This window comes from Hallella multisaccharivorax DSM 17128 (assembly GCF_000218235.1).
GTDB classification, from domain to species: domain Bacteria; phylum Bacteroidota; class Bacteroidia; order Bacteroidales; family Bacteroidaceae; genus Prevotella; species Prevotella multisaccharivorax.
On sequence record NZ_GL945017.1, the window covers coordinates 192,110 to 206,388 of the forward strand.

At 50.0% G+C, this 14,279-nt stretch carries 4 protein-coding genes and 1 pseudogene; all 5 read right to left on the bottom strand.

What is annotated here, in order from left to right; all coding sequences use genetic code 11:
* Positions 1-502 precede the first annotated feature (502 nt).
* The 5 genes and pseudogenes from PREMU_RS01290 to rpoB all read right to left on the bottom strand — a co-directional run bounded on the left by PREMU_RS01290 (position 503) and on the right by rpoB (position 14,201).
* Complete coding sequence (locus tag PREMU_RS01290; protein WP_007572525.1) at positions 503-3,448, bottom strand: TIM-barrel domain-containing protein; 2,946 nt, start codon at positions 3,446-3,448, stop codon at positions 503-505.
* A 139-nt stretch (positions 3,449-3,587) separates the two neighbouring features.
* Positions 3,588-3,917 carry a DUF3467 domain-containing protein gene (locus PREMU_RS01295; protein ID WP_007572527.1) on the bottom strand — a complete coding sequence of 110 codons (330 nt, stop codon included), beginning with the start codon at positions 3,915-3,917 and terminating at the stop codon, positions 3,588-3,590.
* Positions 3,918-4,095: 178 nt separating this feature from the next.
* Positions 4,096-5,509 (bottom strand): annotated as a pseudogene (ltrA, locus tag PREMU_RS01300) (group II intron reverse transcriptase/maturase).
* A 486-nt stretch (positions 5,510-5,995) separates the two neighbouring features.
* Positions 5,996-10,363 carry a DNA-directed RNA polymerase subunit beta' gene (gene rpoC / locus PREMU_RS01305; protein WP_007572532.1) on the bottom strand — a complete coding sequence of 1,456 codons (4,368 nt, stop codon included), beginning with the start codon at positions 10,361-10,363 and terminating at the stop codon, positions 5,996-5,998.
* Between the two features lie 28 nt (positions 10,364-10,391).
* Positions 10,392-14,201, bottom strand: a complete 3,810-nt coding sequence (rpoB, locus tag PREMU_RS01310; protein WP_007572533.1) for a DNA-directed RNA polymerase subunit beta — start codon at positions 14,199-14,201, stop codon at positions 10,392-10,394.
* Positions 14,202-14,279 lie beyond the last annotated feature (78 nt).

A 14,279-nucleotide genomic window follows, 5' to 3' on the forward strand; every position in this document is an offset into this window, starting at 1 on the left:
TTGACCAGGAAACCTGTTATCATCAGAAAGGTTGGCATGATAAATGACAGGATAGAGCTCCTTGCCAATGGATAGATATTGCCAAAGTTTACTATATGTACAAGGATTACAAGACTGATCAAGACAGCTCTAAAGCCATCAATTATTTATCAACAGTCGGATGGCATTGCGATTACAGCGTAAAGGCGATGCGATTACAGCGTAAAGGCGATGCGATTACAGTGTAAAGGCGATGCGATTACAGTGTAAAGGCGATGCGATTACAGTGTAAAGGCGATGCGATTACAGTGTAAAGGCGATGCGATTACAGCGTAAAGGCGATGCCGTCACAGCTTCGTAGAGATGACACCCCATGCAGAGGCTCGCCCTCACATATATGGGTACCCATGCAGAGGGGGCCCCAGGCCATCCACAAACAAGGTCCGACCCATGAAATGAAAAAGGTCGGGACATTGTTTGTGGGCAGCCACAGGGGCTGCCCCTGCACTGAAACCAATATAAGTTACAGCCGGACAGACACCGCCCTACCGTCATAACGGACGAGGTGTCCTTCCGTTGACCGGTCAATATTCACACCCAAGGCATGGGCGCCATCCACCACGATGACGTTGAACCGCCGGTTCTTCAGCATGCCGTTGAAGCTGCCTTTACGCGGCTCAATGGTCAGCGTCTTGGAGGCATCGTTCCAAGAGAACATGACGGTGGCGTACTTGCCTTTCTCATAGTTATAGTTAATACCTTCATCCTCGTAGAGCGTGAACGTAGCGTTCCTTCCGGCAAAGACATAAAGATCGATGAGCTCAGCGGCTTTCTCGTCACTCCATTCCATCTCGGGACCGACCGGGATAATGCTTCCCTCGGGCACGAAAACAGGAATGCGCTCATAGGGTGCCGCCGCCATAACGGTCTGACCACCGGCATAATGACGGCCGGTATAGAAGTCGTACCATCCGCACTGCTGTGGCAGATAGACACTGCGGTAACGGGCTTTGTACTCCGTCACAGGGCAGGCCATGAGCGACGGTCCGAACATCCACTGGTCCTTGAGGTCATAAACCTTGCTGTCGCCATTGAAATCCATCACCAAGGCGCGCATCATCGTGTAGTCATTGAAGTGTACGGCACCTGCCAGGCTATAAATATACGGCATGAGCCGATAGCGCAGACGGTCGTACCAGACGATCGATTTATAGGCAGGATGAGCCTCTGGCGCGATGTTCCACACCTCACGAAGAGGCCACTGACCGTGGGTACGATAGAGCGGCACGAAGCATCCGAACTGGTTCCAACGTGCCTGCAGCTCGCGCCATTCTTTCAGATCCTCGCTTTCCACACCTGTCTGGTCATAGTTCTGCTGTGCACTGGAATAGCGGTTCTCCACGGAGAAGCCACCGATATCCATTCCCCAGAAGGGCAGCCCCGCGAGATTGTAGTTGAGTCCTGCTGTCATCTGCGCGCGCATATCCTCCCATCGTGTGCCGATGTCACCGCTCCAGGTAGCCGTGGAATAATGCTGCTCACCGGCAAAGCCGCTGCGCGTGAGCAGGAAGACACGCCGGTTCGGATTGACACTGCGCTGTCCGTTGTAGATAGCATCGGCGTTGGGGATAGAGTAAGCATTGAAATACTCCGTCGTCGTGCCGAGAGCCGTAGGACCACTCAACGCCTTGCGGTACCACATCGGCGTACAGTCGCGCACGTTAGGCTCCGAGGCATCCATCCACCAGGCATCCACTCCTTTATTGTAGCGTGAATAGAGCCCGCGGTCGATCTGATTCCAGAACATCCTCCGCGCCCCTGATGAATAAGCATCATAGAAAGAGTTCAGGTAGCCTGGTCCCACCCAGTCCCTGACAGAGTCGACGACAGCCTGGTGATACATCCAGCCCCTGGCATCGAGCGCCTTGTAATTGTCGGTGTTGACATAGAACTTCGGCCACACACTGATCATAAAGCGTCCGTGCATCTGGCGGACACTGTCGAGCATCGCCTGGGGATTGGGATAGCGGCTGCGGTCAAACTCCTGAGCGCCCCACTGGTCGTCTTTCCAGTAGTTCCAGTCCTGCACGATATTGTCGATGGGAATGTGACGCTTGCGGAACTCGGCAAGCGTCTCCTCCACATCCGCACTGGTCTTATAGCGCTCACGGCTCTGCCAGAAACCCATCGCCCATTTCGGCACAACCTGTGCCTTACCTGTAAGCGTGCGGTAGCCGCTGATGACTTCGTCAAGGCTGTTTCCGGCAATAAAGTAGTAATCAAGATCTTTTGCCATCTCGCTCCAGACCGTCAGCTTCTGCTGCTCGCTGTCCGGTCGCGGTGCTGCCACGCGCAGTCCACAATAGGACACATCGCCGTCGGGAAGCCAGTCGATGAGCAGATGATGGCGCTTGCCTTTCTCCAAGCGCACGTCAAACTTGCAGTAATTCGGGTTCCACGCCTGCCGCCAGTGCTCAGGCACCACCTCTTTCCCGTCGATGAACACCCGTGTGTAGCCCGCATAATAAAGCAGGAAACGGTAGAGGTTGTCGGCCGGAGCCTCCATATAACCCTCATAAGTCACGTGTGATCCGTTGAGTCTGAAGCCCTGGGGCAGCGCTGCCTCACCGAGGTCGCCCGTCTTCTTCCGCGGAATATCAGGTAAGAGATATTCATAATAGATGCTGTCCTCATCACGCCTGATGGTCCTGCCGTCGGCAGCCGTATAGGTCCCTGTGAGGTGACCTCTCACCCCATCGGCATCGTAAAGCGTGAAGGCACGGTTGAGCTGCAGATAGTCAGCAGGATTGCCGAAACGGCAATAACTGTACGAATCCCACAGGATGCCATAGTTGAGGTTGCTCACCACGAAAGGTACCGACACTTTGGTGTTATACTGGTAGAGCTCCTCGTTCTTACCTTTCATGTTCAGCTCATTGGCCTGGTGCTGACCAAGACCATAATACCCCTGGGTGCCGTCATTATCAAACTGCAGTGTCCACGACCAGCCGTGGCGCCATGAATCGGACACTCTGGCGCTGTCTACACCAATCTCCCTCGCAGGAACGGTGAACGACTTGAAGATCTTGCCGTCCGTGGCATTCTCAGCTACAATCTGTTCCCCTTTTGCATCAAAGAACATGACCCTACCAGTAGACTTGTTCACCTCTGCCCGGACCGATGCCGTCGTCACCAGCACCTTTGCAGCATCCTCACTGACCCGGAAAGGAGTTGCGGACTTCTGTGGTAAAATGATCAGGCTCTGCTTGGCAGGAAAGGTGTGTTCAGCCGTAGCCTCCACGCGGATAATCTTAGGACCCATCACTTCCAGACGCACCAGCCTGGGGCCGTTAGCAGAGAGCTGCGTCACAGGAATGGTCACAAATTGCTGTTGGCGAGTGTAGCCCGCAGCTGACGCCGACAGGCTCCCCATGAGCAGACACACCGTAAAAAAAGTTTTATTGTTCATTAGACTGTTTCTTAGCTTCCCATAAATGACAAAATCATATTAAATAAAAAAGGTCACTGCGCCCATAACGGGGAAGTCAGTGGCCTTTGTCTTTTATTGTGAGGACATAAGTCTACATCTGATGGTTGATGAAAGATGTTTATGCATTGCCCGTACCGAAAGGCATGGCTGTACGGCCGCCAGCTTCCGGAGCCTGTGGAGGTGCAGGGAGTTTGATTTCACCAAACTCCTTCTCGTAGCGAAGAATGTTTTCCTGTAGAGCAAAGAGCAAGCGCTTGGCATGCTCCGGAGCCATGATAACGCGAGAGAATATCTGCGGAGGAGCAATGGGGAGCATGTGGGCAAAGTCGATGACAAACTCCGAACTGGAATGATTGATCATTGCAAGATTGCTGTACTGGCCATCGGCAACTTCGGGCTTGAGCTGTATCTGTACCTGATTCTGTTGTTCTTTGTTATTTTCTGCCATTGTTTCAAATATTAATTAAAGGTCTGAGTTGAATGTTTGTATTGCAAAGATAAATAGAAAAAAACATACAGCAAAGAAAAATAACAATCGAGTAGGAGGAAAACGAAGTAGTTTTCTTCCTACTTTCGTTTTCCGACCTCTCACACCACCGTACATGCGGTCCCGCATACGGCGGTTCCTATTTTTGGGGGTGCCATTCGAGATACGTCCCCATTAAAGTAGCATACCCTGCTGCACGTAGATTGTTGTTACTTATTGCAGTTGCTAAAATAGGACTATTAGCTATATGCCAATAACCCTTACGAGTATTACCCCATTCGTATGCTTGGTATTTATTAATACCACATCTAATGAGGTTTGCCACTTTTGTCTTGACTTTCTTCCAAGCTTTCCATATACACATGCGTATTCTACGTCTTAACCATTCGTCTGTTTCAAGCAAGAGACGCTTCATATTGGCAAGGTGATAATAGCCAACCCACCCTCTTATGTATTCTTTCAGCTTTTTGCTTTCTCTTGGCATATCCCCATCCATTGCTGCGACTTGTCAGTTCTTTCAACCTTGACTTCATCTTGGCTTTGGATTTTGGGTGCACAGTGAGTTGGCATTTGCCTTTCATCACATAAAAGGAGTAGCCCAGATATTTCACTCCACGTACATACGACACTACGGTCTTTTTCCTTGTTTGACTCTGAGATATAGAACATTTTTCTATAAATCGGGTTATAGACTCCTTCACTCGCATTGCAGCCCTTTTGGACTTACAGAATATCATCGAGTCATCGGCATAGCGTACAAAGGGAAGCCCTCTGCGTTCAAGTTCTTTGTCCAATTCGTTGAGTATGATGTTACTCAACAACGGACTTAGCGGTCCTCCTTGGGGAGTTCCCTCTTCGCTCGCTTCAAACAAGCCTTTGTTCATTACACCACTTCGGAGATATTTGTGTATAAGACTGACCACTCTGCCGTCTTTTATCGTACGGCTGAGAATTTCTATGAGTTTGCTATGGCTCACGGTATCGAAGAAGCGTTCAAGGTCAAGGTCTACTACATATATGTAGCCTTCATTAATTATACTTTGCGCTCCTCGTATTGCGTCATGGCATCCTCTTCTCGGACGGAAGCCGTAGCTCGTCTTGGAAAATTGGTTCTCATAGATGGGGGTCAATACTTGGTTTATGGCTTGTTGCACCAAACGGTCTACTACTGTAGGTATTCCCAACAGGCGCATCTTGCCATTGTCTTTGGGTATTTCTACCCTTTTCACTGGGTTTGGACGGTAAGAGCCGTCCATCAAGGAACGGATGAGCAAGTCCTTATTGGTCAATAGCCATGGGAGCAACTGCTCACACGACATCTTGTCGATACCACCACAGCCTTTGTTTCTCATAACTGCCTTGTAGGCTCGGTTGAGATTTGAAGGGCTAAGGATTTGCTCGAAAAGGTGTTCCTTGTCGAATGGTACTTCCACGATGTTGTCTTCACACATCCACATGTAGGTCTGCACTCCCCCATACCATTCGGTTTCCGACCTATCTCTTTGGGGGCAGCCATTAACTTGGGATAATGTTTTCTGCATTCTTTCCTTCATGAGGTATGTTTCAATTACTATCGCTTGATTGTTAGGTTCAGCCCTTCATGCAACGTTATCGAGTATTGCACTACTATGGCGTCTGCTGACTTCTCACGGCAAGCTTTACTCCACTTCTTTCGTAAAAAAAACTATTTGAAGTGTCCGTGAGACCTCCTCGGATAAGGGCATTGTCTTTCCATCTTATACCCACTTCATTTACACCAACCGTTCCGAATAGCTATAGGGCTTTGATTTGTTTAGCAACCTTACCCACGGTCATATGCCTTGTATGAAGTTTCTGTTCGTTAGGTCAGATGTTTGCCGCCGGCTTCTTTCAGATTCCACCTCACGATGGACGCCCTTGCCTTTGGCTATGTAATTCCCGCTATTAAGGCTTACTCGGGACTTGCACCCGTTAGACAATACTCATGCCGAGCATACTGAAAAAAGGCTGCCACAGTGTTTTTATGTGGCAGCCTTCATATTTTAATAAGAATAAACTAATTACTCTTCTGTCTCAGCAGGTTGTGTATAGTCGAGTACATTTCTCTTGTTGGCCTGGATGCGATCATAGTCTTCTCTTGAACCAACAATGAGTTTATCCCACTGACGCATTCCGGTACCGGCTGGGATGAGGTGACCGCAGATCACATTCTCCTTCATGCCTTCCAGATTGTCGACCTTTCCACGGATAGCGGCCTCGCAGAGTACCTTTGTGGTCTCCTGGAAGGAAGCAGCACTCATGAAGCTCTTCGTACCCAATGCGGCGCGGGTGATACCCTGCAAAATCTGAGTAGACGTTGCTGGCACGGCGTCACGCACCTGAACAGGCTTGAGATCACGGCGCTTGAGGCTGGAGTTCTCGTCGCGCAGCTTTCGGGCAGAAACAATCTGACCTTTCGACAACACATCACTGTCGCCGGCATCGGTAACCACCTTCTTGCCCCAGATGCGATCGTTCTCATCGGCAAAGTCGAGTTTATCGACAAGCTCCTGCTCCAAGAAGCTGGTATCACCCGGATCATCGATGCGTACCTTACGCATCATCTGGCGGACGATGATTTCAAAATGCTTGTCGTTGATCTTCACTCCCTGCAGACGATACACATTTTGCACCTCGTTGACGATGTATTCCTGTACAGCCGTGGGACCCTTGATAGCCAAGATGTCGGACGGTGTGATCTCTCCGTCGGAGAGTGCCGTACCTGCGCGCACGGCATCATGCTCCTGAACAAGGATCTGACGGGACAGTGGTACGAGATACTTACGCTGCTCACCACTCTTAGAAGTGATGATGATCTCGCGGTTACCACGCTTGAGCTTACCCATCGTGACCTCACCATCAATCTCGGACACGACAGCAGGACTTGTGGGATTGCGAGCTTCAAAGAGCTCCTGCACACGAGGCAGACCTCCCGTGATACCACCGGCATTGAACACTGAACGCGGAATGCGGACAAGCGTCTCACCTGTCGTGATCTTCTGACCATCCTCAATGTTGGCTATATGACCACCCACAGGGAAGTTGTAGGTACCCAGCACCTCACCGTTCTCGTCCTCAACATCTACGGTCGGCACAATATTATGGTCTTTCGACTCAACAATGATGCGCTCGGTCATACCCGAGGTCTCATCCGTCTCAGCCTTATAGGTCTGACCTTCAGATACATTATGGAAACGCAGTGTACCGGCATACTCTGAAACAATGACCGCATTAAACGGGTCCCAACGGCAGACGACGTCGCCTTTCTTGACACTATCGCCGTCCTTAAAGAACAGAGAGGAGCCGTAAGGCACGTTGAGCGTGGCAAGAACCACACCGGTATTCGGATCGATAAACTGCACCTCGGCAAGACGGCTAACCACCATCTGGCAATCAATGTCCGTATCACCACTATTGTCCACGAAGGCTACCGTGCGTAAGCCATCAAACTTCAATTTGGCCTCATACTTAGACGTAATGGAGGCATTGGCGGCGGCATTCTCTGCCACACCACCCGAGTGGAAGGTACGAAGCGTCAGCTGTGTACCTGGCTCACCGATAGCCTGTGCGGCAATGACACCGACAGCTTCACCAAGCTGTACCATCTTAGAAGTGGCAAGGTTACGGCCGTAACACTTGCGGCATACACCCTTCTTGCTCTCACAGGTCAGCACAGAACGGATCTCCACCATCTCAATGCCGGCCTTCTCAATGGCATCAGCCTTATCCTCGGTGATTTCCTCACCTGCCTCAACAATAATCTCGTTGGTATGGGGATTGACCACATCGTGCACAGAGACACGACCTAAGATGCGCTCGGCCAGCGTAGAGATAACATCATCACCGTCCTTTAAGGCGCGGCACTCAAGGCCACGAAGCGTACCACAGTCTTCCTCTGTGATGATCACGTCGTGCGACACATCCACGAGACGACGAGTCAGGTATCCGGCGTCAGCCGTCTTCATGGCAGTATCGGCAAGACCTTTACGGGCACCGTGTGAAGCGATGAAGTACTCCTGTACGGACATACCCTCCTTCAGGTTGTTCAGAATAGGGTTTTCAATGATGGAGTTACCCTCGGCACCAGCTTTCTGCGGCTTGGCCATCAGGCCACGCATACCGGCGAGCTGTGCGATCTGGTCGGCACTACCACGGGCACCGGAGTCAAGCATCATAAACACAGCATTGAAACCTTGGTCAGCCTCTGTCATGTGCTTCATGACGGCTTTCTTCAGATTGTCGTTGACGTGAGTCCAGGCATCGATGACCTGATTGTAACGCTCCTTATCTGTGATAAGACCCATGTCGAAGTTAGCCTGCACCTCGTCAACCTCATCTTGTCCTTTCTTCACGATCTCAGCCTTTTCGGGCGGCACGATGATGTCGTCAAGATTGAACGAGAGACCGGCCAGGTAAGACATACGGTAGCCGAGGTTCTTGATACCGTCAAGGAAGGAGCAGGCACGAGCCATACCCACCTTCTTGATAACGGCGGAAATAAGGTTACGCAGTGACTTCTTCGAGATGACGCCATTGAAAAATCCAAGTTCTTTCGGAATAATCTCATTGACGATGATGCGTCCGACCGAGGTCTCCACGATGTGACGGACAGGCCGTCCATTCTCGTCGAGATCGTCTACCATGCACTTCACCAACGCATGCTCGGCGCAACGCTTCTCATTAAAGGCGATGACGGCCTCCTCAGGACCGTAAAACATCAAGCCTTCACCTTTGGCGCCCGGACGAATCTTTGTGATATAATAAAGACCGAGCACCATATCCTGCGACGGCACTGTGACAGGAGCACCGTTGGCCGGATTAAGGATGTTGTGGCTCTGAAGCATCAGAATCTGTGCCTCCAGCACAGCCTCGTTGCTCAAGGGAAGGTGCACAGCCATCTGGTCACCATCGAAGTCGGCATTGAACGGCGTACAAGCCAGCGGGTGTAACTGAATAGCTTTACCTTCAATAAGCTTGGGCTGGAAGGCCATGACAGACAAGCGGTGCAGCGTCGGAGCACGGTTCAAGAGTACAGGATGACCCTTCATTACATTCTCCAGGATATCCCAAATGACGGGCTCACGACGATCGACAATACGCTTGGCGCTCTTCACCGTCTTCACAATGCCACGCTCAATGAGTTTACGGATGATGAACGGCTTATAGAGCTCAGCTGCCATCAGTTTCGGCAGACCACACTCACCCATCTTCAGCTCAGGACCCACAACAATCACCGAACGAGCTGAATAGTCAACACGCTTACCCAGCAGGTTCTGACGGAATCGTCCCTGCTTACCCTTGAGTGAGTCGCTGAGCGACTTCAGCGGGCGGTTGCTCTCGCTCTTGACAGCACTTGACTTACGGCTATTGTCGAACAAAGAGTCAACGGCCTCCTGCAGCATACGTTTCTCATTACGGAGAATCACTTCAGGGGCCTTGATCTCAATGAGACGCTTCAGACGGTTATTACGAATGATGACGCGACGATAGAGATCATTGAGATCGGATGTGGCAAAACGGCCACCATCCAACGGAACCAAAGGACGAAGGTCTGGCGGGATAACGGGAATAATCTTCATGATCATCCATTCCGGCTTGTTGACCTCCTTGGATCCACGGAAAGCCTCAACAACCTGAAGACGCTTCAGAGCCTCAGTCTTACGCATCTGTGATGAATCATTGTTGGCACGGTCGCGGAGTTCGTAGCTAAGACGGTCAAGACCTGACACGCCCTTCTCATCTGGTTCAGAGAGCTCATGAAGCAAATCGAGGATCGCCTCGGCGCCCATCTTGGCGACAAACTTATTGGGATCACTGTCATCGAGCAAGTCGTTGTTCTCGTCAAGCTTATTGTCGACGATGTCGATATACTCTTCCTCGGTGAGAAGATCCATTTTATGTGAACCATTAAGATCCTCCACACCCTCAACATCCTTCATGCCGGCGAGACGGCCAGGCTGAATGACGATATACTTCTCATAATAAATGACAGCATCCAGATTCTTGGTGGGCATGCCTAACAGGTAACCAATCTTGTTGGGCAGTGAACGGAAATACCAGATGTGAGCCACGGGCACAACAAGCTCAATGTGTCCCTCCCGCTCGCGGCGCACCTTCTTCTCCGTCACTTCCACACCACATCGGTCGCAGACGATTCCCTTATAACGAATGCGCTTGTACTTGCCGCATGCGCACTCATAGTCCTTCGTCGGGCCAAAGATGCGCTCACAGAACAAACCGTCACGTTCTGGTTTGTAGGTGCGGTAATTGATGGTCTCCGGCTTGGTGACCTCACCATACGAATTTTCCTTAATCTCTTCGGGTGAAGCGAGACTAACGGTAATCTTAGTGAAATTGGTCTTTACCTTTGTATCTTTTTTGAAAGCCATATTCTTCTTAATAGTTTATGAGTTTTCCTTAATCCATCTTCATGCTCAATCCAAGACCACGAAGCTCGTGGAGCAGGACATTCAGTGATTCAGGAATACCGGCAGCAGGCATCGGGTCACCTTTGACGATAGCCTCGTAAGCCTTTGAACGACCATTGACGTCATCACTCTTGATAGTAAGCATCTCCTGCAAGACATGGCTGGCTCCGAAACCTTCGAGAGCCCAAACCTCCATCTCTCCGAAACGCTGTCCACCGAACTGTGCCTTACCACCGAGTGGCTGCTGGGTAATCAAGCTGTACGGGCCAATAGAACGAGCATGCATCTTATCCTCAACCATGTGGCCGAGCTTGAGGAAATAAGTAATACCCACGGTGGCCTTCTGGTCGAAAGGCTCTCCCGTCTCACCGTCATAGACAGTAGTCGAACACAGATTGGGCAGCTCAGCCTTGTCGGTCCACTCTTTAAGATCATCAAGCTTAGCGCCATCAAAGATAGGTGTAGCGAAACGCACGCCAAGTTTCTTACCGGCTGCTCCGAGGATAGCCTCGAATATCTGTCCAAGGTTCATACGAGATGGCACGCCCATGGGGTTCAGCACTAAGTCTACCGGACGGCCATCGGCCAAGAACGGCATATCCTCTGCGCGGACAATCTTAGACACGATGCCCTTGTTACCATGTCGGCCAGCAAGCTTATCACCAACTTGGATCTTACGCTTCTTGGCAATGTAAACCTTTGCCATCTTAAGCACGCCAGAAGGAAGATCGTCACCGATAGTGATCGCAAACTTGCGACGGCTGAGCTCAGCATCCATCTGCTTTGCCTTACGCATGTAGTTAACAATAAGGCGACGGATAAGACCGTTGGTGTGATCATCGTCGGTCCAGTCATTACTTTGAATACCGTCATACTCAAGATTCTTGAGTGCCGCTACAGAGAACTTGCTGCCCTTTGTGATAATTTCAGCACCAGTATAGTCTTTCACGCCTTGAGAAACTTTATCCTCTGTAAGCTGCATGAGCTTGTCGACGAGCATATTCTTCAACTCGTCCTGCTTTGCCTCATATTCCTCATCGACCTTCTGCAAGATGGCTTTGTCGCGCTTCTTCGACTCACGTGTCTTGATAGCACGAGAGAAGAGTTTCTTGTCGATAACGACACCACTCAGCGAAGGATTGGCTTTCAGTGAAGAATCCTTCACATCACCAGCCTTGTCACCGAAGATAGCGCGGAGCAACTTCTCCTCAGGTGACGGATCACTCTCACCTTTAGGCGAAATCTTGCCAATCATGATGTCTCCCGGTTCCACACGTGCACCGACACGGATCACACCGTTGTCGTCAAGGTCCTTCGTGGCTTCCTCACTTACATTAGGAATATCATTGGTAAAGACCTCCATACCACGCTTCGTTTCGCGAACATCAAGTGAATATTCATCAACATGCACAGATGTTAATATATCCTCACGAACCATACGTTCGGAAATTACCACGGCATCCTCGTAGTTGTAACCCTTCCACGGCATATAAGCCACAAGAAGGTTACGACCCAGAGCAAGCTCACCATTCTCTGTAGCATATCCTTCGGTCAGGATATCACCTTTTTTAACACGCTGCCCCTTGTTACAGATAGGACGGAGGTCAATCGTCATATTCTGATTGGTACGGCGGAACTTGGGAATACGATATTCCTTGAGCGCAGGCTCAAAGCTCACAAACTCATCGTCCTCTGTACGATCGTACAAAATGCGAATTGTAGTGGCATCCACATAATCAATGACACCGTCACCTTCTGCAGTAATCATCGTGCGAGAATCCTCGCAAACCTGCTTCTCAAGGCCAGTACCAACGATAGGCGCATCATTATGAAGCAAAGGCACAGCCTGACGCATCATGTTACATCCCATCAACGCACGGTGGCCGTCATCATGCTCCAAGAAAGGAATCAGACTTGCGGAGACAGAAGCGATCTGCTGCGGAGAGACATCCATCAGGCTCACGCTCTCAGGCGTAACCACAGGGAAATCGGCAGCAAGACGACAATGAACGAAGTCGCGTTTAAACGTACCATCAGCATTCAAAGGCGCATTGCCCTGTGCAATGAGCTGGCCATCCTCCTCCTCAGCGGTGAGGAAGATGACTTTATTATTGTCGAGGTCCACCTTGCCGTCTTCCACCTTACGGTATGGCGTAGCGATGAAGCCAAGCTCATTGATGGAAGCATAGGTACAGAGTGAAGAAATCAAACCGATGTTAGGACCTTCAGGAGACTCGATAGGACACAGACGGCCGTAATGAGTATAGTGAACGTCACGGACCTCAAAACCCGCGCGCTCACGGGACAGGCCACCAGGACCCAGAGCTGAAAGGCGGCGTTTATGCGTTACCTCAGCCAACGGGTTTGTCTGATCCATGAACTGACTCAACGGATTCGTACCAAAGAACGAGTTGATGACACTTGAAATGGTTTTGGCATTGATAAGGTCTGTTGGTGTGAAGACCTCATTGTCACGCACATTCATGCGCTCCCTGATAGTACGACTCATACGGGCCAAACCAATAGAGAACTGATTGGCGAGCTGCTCACCCACCGTGCGGACACGACGGTTGCTCAGGTGGTCAATATCATCAACCGAAGCATTGCTGTTGATCAACTTAATGAGATACTTAATAATCTCAATGATATCTTCCTTCGTAAGCACGCGGACGTCAGGATCAATATCGAGACCAAGTTTCTTGTTGATACGATATCGGCCAACATCGCCTAAATCATAACGCTTGTCAGAGAAGAAAAGGTTCTGGAAGACCTCACGTGCAGAAGCATCATCAGCAGGATCCGCATTGCGAAGCTGACGATAAATATAACGTACGGCCTCTATTTCATTATTCGATGGATCTTTGGCAAGTGTATTAAAGATAATCTCATAACGACTGGCTGCTTCCTCATTCTTATGAACAAGTACGGACTTAACACCTGCGTCAAATATCTCATCGATATTATCCTCGGTAATCTCTGTCTCACGCTCAAGAATCACCTCATTACGCGGCACGGTAACAACCTCACCCGTATCCTCATCCACGAAGTCCTCATTCCAGCTCTTCAGTACACGGGCTGCAAGCGTCTTCCCAATGAGGGCACGACGGTTCTTCTGAGTGACCTGCAACTCCTCAGCAAGATCGAAAATCTGTAAGATATCCTTGTCACTCTCATAACCAATAGCCCGAAGAAGGGTTGTAACCGGCAACTTTTTCTTACGATCGATGTATGCGAACATGACATTATTAATGTCTGTCGCAAACTCTATCCAAGAACCTTTAAAAGGAATGATACGTGCACTATAAAGTGATGTGCCGTTAGCATGGACACCCTGACCAAAAAAGACACCAGGCGAACGATGCAATTGAGCAACAACGACACGCTCTGCTCCATTAATGACAAAAGTTCCATTCTCCGTCATGTACGGAATCGTACCAAGGAAGACATCCTGAATGAAAGTGCCAAAATCCTCATGATCCGGGTCCGTGCAATAAAGTTTCATCTTAGCCTTTAAGGGAACGCTGTAGGTCAAGCCTCTCTCAAGGCACTCATCGATAGAGTATCGTGGGGGGTCTATATAGTAGTCGAGGAACTCGAGCACAAAGTTATTACGCGTGTCTGTAATAGGGAAGTTCTCAGAGAACACCTTATACAAACCATCGTTTTTACGCTCCTCAGGCGGCGTATCGAGCTGAAGAAAATCACGAAACGACTTCAACTGCACGTCAAGGAAATCCGGAAAAGGATACGGATTCGGTACGCTTGCGAAATTGATTCTATTGTTAACGACTTGTGACATAAATGGTATTTACCTTTGTCAATATGACAATGAAGCAGTAGCTTCAGAAAGATACAAAAGGGTTAGAACTCACTTACT

What these genes read in the sequence shown, in the direction of transcription:
- PREMU_RS01290 (WP_007572525.1), bottom strand. Translation starts at nt 3,448, where the DNA reads ATGAACAATAAAACTTTTTTTACGGTGTGTCTGCTCATGGGGAGCCTG.
- PREMU_RS01295 (WP_007572527.1), bottom strand. Translation starts at nt 3,917, where the DNA reads ATGGCAGAAAATAACAAAGAACAACAGAATCAGGTACAGATACAGCTC.
- rpoC (WP_007572532.1), bottom strand. Translation starts at nt 10,363, where the DNA reads ATGGCTTTCAAAAAAGATACAAAGGTAAAGACCAATTTCACTAAGATT.
- rpoB (WP_007572533.1), bottom strand. Translation starts at nt 14,201, where the DNA reads ATGTCACAAGTCGTTAACAATAGAATCAATTTCGCAAGCGTACCGAAT.